Annotated in this window: 6 protein-coding genes; 5 read left to right on the plus strand and 1 reads right to left on the minus strand. The window is 64.6% G+C overall.

Annotated elements, in window-relative coordinates; genetic code table 11:
* The first annotated feature begins 67 nt into the window (after positions 1-67).
* Positions 68-541, plus strand: a complete 474-nt coding sequence (locus HUU96_RS11480) for a winged helix DNA-binding protein (protein ID WP_174292927.1) — start codon at positions 68-70, stop codon at positions 539-541.
* An 86-nt stretch (positions 542-627) separates the two neighbouring features.
* Here the strand turns inward: HUU96_RS11480 and HUU96_RS11485 are convergent, their stop codons facing one another.
* Positions 628-1,098 (minus strand): Lrp/AsnC family transcriptional regulator, encoded by a 471-nt coding sequence (locus HUU96_RS11485; protein WP_174292928.1) that lies wholly within the window; start codon positions 1,096-1,098, stop codon positions 628-630.
* A 93-nt stretch (positions 1,099-1,191) separates the two neighbouring features.
* On the opposite strand from HUU96_RS11485, the gene phhA reads away from it, so the two are divergent.
* The 4 genes from phhA to HUU96_RS11505 all read left to right on the plus strand — a co-directional run.
* Positions 1,192-2,055, plus strand: coding sequence for a phenylalanine 4-monooxygenase (gene phhA, locus HUU96_RS11490; RefSeq protein ID WP_174292929.1), 864 nt, complete (start codon positions 1,192-1,194; stop codon positions 2,053-2,055).
* A complete protein-coding gene (locus tag HUU96_RS11495) occupies positions 2,052-3,260 on the plus strand; it encodes an amino acid aminotransferase (RefSeq protein ID WP_174292930.1) in 1,209 nt (402 codons plus the stop codon). The genes phhA and HUU96_RS11495 overlap by 4 nt, the downstream gene beginning before the upstream one ends.
* 13 nt (positions 3,261-3,273) lie before the next feature.
* The gene (gene hppD / locus HUU96_RS11500) at positions 3,274-4,308 is read left to right on the plus strand and encodes a 4-hydroxyphenylpyruvate dioxygenase (RefSeq protein WP_174292931.1); all 1,035 of its coding nucleotides are present in this window, start codon (positions 3,274-3,276) and stop codon (positions 4,306-4,308) included.
* Positions 4,308-4,775 (plus strand): homogentisate 1,2-dioxygenase (locus HUU96_RS11505; protein ID WP_174292932.1); only part of this gene is annotated, 468 nt, incomplete at its 3' end. The genes hppD and HUU96_RS11505, both read left to right, overlap by 1 nt.

The following is a 4,775-nucleotide window of genomic DNA, read 5'->3' on the forward strand; positions in this document are numbered from 1 at the left end:
CCGATCTGCTTGAGCATGCCGACGCGGCCGAACGACTGCGACCACCGACGGGCGAGGGACTGCGAGGATGACCGAAGAGGAAAAGCTGTCCGAGCTGGAGCTGACGATGACCGTCCTGTGGAACTCGATCCGGCGCTGGATGAACCAGCGCAACAATTCGAGCGCCGCCAACGGCCTGTCCGACCTCGACGTGTTCCTGCTCCACCTCCTGGTCTACAGGAACCGTCAGCTACGCGGCGTCGACCTCGCCTTTGCGCTGTCGATCGACGACATGCATCTGGTAATGTATTCGTTGAAGAAGCTGACCAAGCTCGGCTTCACGTCCAGCTCGAAAATCGGCAAGGAGGTGTTCTACTGCAGCACCGACAAGGGCAATAGCCATTATGCCGAGTTCCTCAAGGACCGGCGGAGATACCTTGAGCCGTCGCTGACATCCGGCGTCAGCGGCGCTCTCGACTATGAAGCGTTGAATACCTCGCTGAGAGCGCTGTCAGGCGTTTACGAGCAGGCGGCGCGTTCGGCGGCCTCCGCAAAGGGATGAGGACGACTTCAACCTCTTGTCCGTCGGACTCGACCGAATACACATCCTGTTGCCAGAACGAGTGGTGTTCAATCGTTGGTACCGAACTAGATCGGCAAGGCGGTCGTGTACTTGGTGGTAGAAAGCACAAAGTGAGAAGAGCCACCAGCGACGGACGGATGCCCTAACAGGGTGTTCATCAGCAAGCTATTGTAACTCTCGATGTCGGCGACGACGATACGGAGAAGATAGTCCCATTCTCCGGACATCGAGAAGCATTCGATCACCTCAGGCATGTCCGCGACAAAGAGCTCGAACGCTTGCCGGGCGTCGCCTGCGTGGCTTCTCATCCGGATGTTGCACATGACGTTCACGCCGCGACCGATCAACGCCGGGTCGACCAGCCGCACGGTTCGTCCGAGCACGCCGCGGGCTTCCAGAGCCTTGATCCTCCGCCAGCACGAGGCCGCAGAGGTGCCGGCTCGCTCCGCCAGCTCGGCATGGCTGAGAGTCGCATCCTCCTGGACCAACGCGAGGATGCGCAGGTCGACGGGATCGAAGTGAACGCTTTGTTTCACCGATACCTGCCCAATCGAGAAAGCATTCCAAAAGCCTGGCTAAGGGCATTCGATGAGGAAGGCAATTGCGGCACCGCTATGCGATAAGGGCTTATGGCAGACATCAGCTTGGAGCGCCCTGCTGGCGCCGCTCACGATTGGGTCATCCCGCAGGGCTGGGCCGGCTACACGCCTGAGGAACATGCCACCTGGGACAAGCTGTTCGCGCGTCAGGCGAAGCTGCTCCCTGGTCGTGTGACGCCGGAATTCATCGACGGGCTCGACGTGCTGCGGCTCTCAAAGCCGGGCATCCCCGATTTCGAGGAACTGTCCGACCGCCTGATGAAAGCCACTGGGTGGCAGGTCGTCGCGGTTCCAGGGCTGGTGCCGGATGACGTGTTCTTCGACCACCTCGCGAACCGCCGGTTCGTCTCCGGCAACTTCATCCGTCGTCCGGACCAGCTCGATTATCTGGAGGAGCCGGACGTCTTCCACGACGTGTTCGGTCACGTGCCGCTGCTCGCCAACCCGGTGTTCGCCGATTACATGCAGGCCTATGGCAAGGGTGGCCAGCGTGCGGCCCAGGCTGGTGCGATCGACAAGCTGGCGCGGCTTTATTGGTATACCGTCGAGTTCGGTCTGGTCCGGTTCTGCGACGGGCTCAGGCTCTACGGAGCCGGCATCGTGTCCTCCTACACCGAGTCGCTGTTCGCGCTGGATGATCCGTCGCCCAACCGCATCGGCTTCGACCTGAAGCGGCTGATGCGGACCAAATACCGGATTGACGATTTCCAGCAGAACTACTTCGTGATCGACAGCTTCGAGGACCTGCTCGAGCAGACGCTGGGAACGGACTTCGGGCCGGTCTACGATGAACTGAGCGACGCACCCGACATCGAGATCGAGGCGATCCTGCCGAGCGACAAGGTCTACACCCGCGGCACGCAGGCCTATGCACGCACAAAGGCGGCGGCATGAACCCCGTTCTTGACCCCGCTGCGACGGTGCCGCTGTTTGCATCGCTCGATCGTCAGCCGCCCGACGCATTATTGGCGGTGATCGGTCTGCACGCACGTGACCCACGACCGACCAAGATCGACGTGGGTGTCGGTGTCTATCGCGACGAGAATGGCAACACGCCGATCCTTCGCGCGATCAAGGCGGCTGAGGCGCACCTGCTGGAGAGCCAAACCAGCAAGAGCTATCTCGGACCGGAAGGCGATCAGCGCTTCACCGACGTGCTCGCCCCCATGGCGCTCGGTGCGGCTCACGCCGCCAACCCACGCCTGACCGGTATCCAGACGCCTGGGGGCACGGGAGCGCTGCGGCTCGCCGCCGAGCTGATCGCGCGCTCCGGGCGGGATCGCAGCGTGTGGCTCGGCAGTCCGACATGGCCCAATCACGCGCCGATCTTCCATGCGGCGGGACTGGTCGTGCGAGATCATCCCTTCTTCGATCCGGCATGTTCGGGGATCGACTTCGATGCGATGCTCGATGCGCTTGCTCAGGCGCAGCCAGGAGACGTCGTGCTGCTCCACGGCTGCTGCCATAATCCGACGGGAACCGGCTTCTCGCCTGAACAATGGCAGATGCTGGCGGCCTCGTTTGCGGTCCGCGGCCTCGTACCGCTGATTGACCTCGCCTATCAGGGGCTTGGTGACGGGCTGGAAGAGGACGCCGCGGGTATGCGCGCGATGGTCGACGCCGTTCCCGAGGCGTTGATCGCGTATAGCTGCGACAAGAACTTCGCTCTCTATCGCGAGCGGGTCGGCGCGCTCTGGGTTCAAGCGAGTACGGCGGCGGCAGCCGTGCCGGTGCGCGAGACGCTGCTCGCACTCGCCCGCAGCCTCTGGTCGATGCCGCCCGATCACGGCGCTGCCGTGGTGCGGCTGATCCTGGAGGATGCCGCGCTTGCCGCGGATTGGCGCGCCGAGCTTGCCGGGATGCGGACCCGGATCAACGATGTTCGCGCCATGCTCGGTGCCGCTCATCCGGCGTTGGCACCGATCGTCCGCCAGCAAGGTCTGTTCGCGATGCTGCCGATCGACAGCTTCGCGGTGGCGGCGCTGCGCGAGGATCACGGCATCTACATGCCCGCGTCAGGGCGGATCAACGTCGCCGGCCTGCGTACCGCAACGGTCGCGCGGTTCGTCGCCGCACTCGCATCCTATCTCCCGGCTTGAAAGGTTCAGCACCATGGACAGCAGCAATCCCCTCGGCCTCGACGGCTTCGAATTCGTCGAGTTCACCTCGCCCGATCCGGATGCGATGGCGCGGCAGTTCGAGCAGCTCGGCTTCGTCGCCAGCCACCGTCACCCGACCAAGAACATCACCCGCTACAAACAGGGCCGCATCAACCTGATGCTCAACCGCGACGAGGCGGGGCGGGTGAAGCAGTTCCGCAACATCCATGGCGCGTCGGCGAGCGCGATGGCGTTCCGCGTCTCCGATCCCGCCAAGGCGCTCGCCTGGGCGCTGGCGCATGGCGGCGAGCGCACCGAGGAGGACGACACGGTCATCCAGGGGATCGGCGGCTCCTATCTCTACTTCATCGCCGCCGACGCCGACCTCTATGCCGGCTGGGCCGAACTGCCGGGCTGGCGCGAGGCGGAGGCGGCCAACAGCGTCGGCCTCGACCTGCTCGACCACCTCACCCACAATGTCCGCCGCGGCCAGATGCGGGTGTGGAGCGAGTTCTACCGCACGCTGTTCGGCTTCGAGGAGCAGAAATATTTCGACATCAAGGGCAAGGCGACCGGGCTGTTCAGCCAGGCGATGATCGCACCCGATAAGGCGATCCGCATCCCCCTCAACGAGAGCCAGGACGAGAACAGCCAGATCGAGGAGTTCATCCGCGAATATCAGGGCGAGGGCATCCAGCACCTCGCGCTGACCACGCCCGACATCTTCGCGACGGTGGAGAAGCTGCGCGCCCGCGGCGTCAGGCTGCAGGACACGATCGAGACCTATTACGAGCTGGTCGACAAGCGCGTCCCGGGCCATGGCGAGGATCTGGAGCGGCTGCGCCGCAACCGCATCCTGATCGACGGCGCGGTGGGCGAGGAGGGCCTGCTGCTGCAGATCTTCACGGAGAACATGTTCGGCCCGATCTTCTTCGAGATCATCCAGCGCAAGGGCAATGAGGGGTTCGGCAACGGCAACTTCCAGGCGCTGTTTGAGTCCATCGAGCTGGATCAGATACGTCGCGGCGTGATCACGGTGGACGCGTGATGGAGGAGATCCTCCCCGGCACGGGGGGGGGGACCGCCGGCGAAGCCGGTGATGGAGAGGCCTCCACCATCAGCGGATCGCCTGCCGCCCCGCCCCTCCACCACCAGCCTTTAGCTGGCGGTTCCCCTCCCTGTGCCGGGGAGGATCGAATTTATCTCACCGGCTTCGCCAACCACCATGCGACCGAAGCCGTTCCCGGCGCGCTGCCGGTCGGACGCAACTCGCCGCAGCGCGTGCCGTTCGGCCTGTATGCCGAGCAGCTGTCGGGCACCGCCTTCACCGCGCCGCGCGCCGAGAACCGCCGCTCTTGGCTGTATCGGCTGCGGCCGACCGCCGACCAAGGCGCATTCACCCGCTACCTCGGCGCGCCGCAGCTGCGCTCCGCGCCGTTCGACGAGGTGCCGCCCTCGCCCAACCGGCTGCGCTGGGACCCGCTGCCGCTGCCGCCTGAGCCGACCGACTGGCTC

The organism is Sphingomonas bacterium (assembly GCF_903644135.1).
GTDB lineage: Bacteria > Pseudomonadota > Alphaproteobacteria > Sphingomonadales > Sphingomonadaceae > Sphingomonas.